Raw genomic sequence first — 571 nt, forward strand, 5'->3', positions numbered from 1 at the left:
TGAAAGGAAGCGACGGCTTCAATCAAAGCGCCTTCGGCCGTGCGTCCCAAACCGCCGGCCAGAACATGAACAAAGGCTTCAACTACAGCCCCACCCTGCCCCAGCATGAAAGCGGCGACAGCCAAGGCTATACCCGCTCGGTACTCAGTGAAGGCAACATCACCATCGGCGGCAAAAAAACCAGTGCCCGCGCTCTCGGCATCCATACCGATTCGACCACTGCCCATCACGGTGCCGACAGCGTTCCCGATCTGCAAAACCTACTCGACAAACAGCAAACCATTGCCCAATCGACTGCCGCCATCCACAGTGCCGTCGGCACCTATAGGGGCAACCGTGCCAAAGCCGCGACCCAAGAGCTGGAAAAACAACAGGCCACTTACGAAGGCCGTCTGAAAGAACAAAACGACGGCAGCTACGAACACTACCTCAGCCTAAGCGACGCACAACGGCAGCAGGAGATGCTGGCCCATTCCCCCGCCTACGCCCAAGCCTACCAAGAAGCCCGAAGCTGGGGCGTAGGCGGCAGCAAAAGCCGTGCGCTTAGCGCCGCCGAAACCCTGATTACCGG

1 protein-coding gene is annotated in these 571 nt (G+C 59.4%); it reads left to right on the forward strand.

Translation table 11 applies throughout. The features are described 5' to 3' along the window. Window positions 1-571: hypothetical protein (locus tag ACTHR7_RS10775; RefSeq protein ID WP_440370804.1), on the forward strand; the 571-nt coding region annotated here is incomplete at both ends.

Source organism: Neisseria sp. P0007.S010 (genome assembly GCF_051962875.1).
GTDB lineage: Bacteria > Pseudomonadota > Gammaproteobacteria > Burkholderiales > Neisseriaceae > Neisseria > Neisseria subflava_A.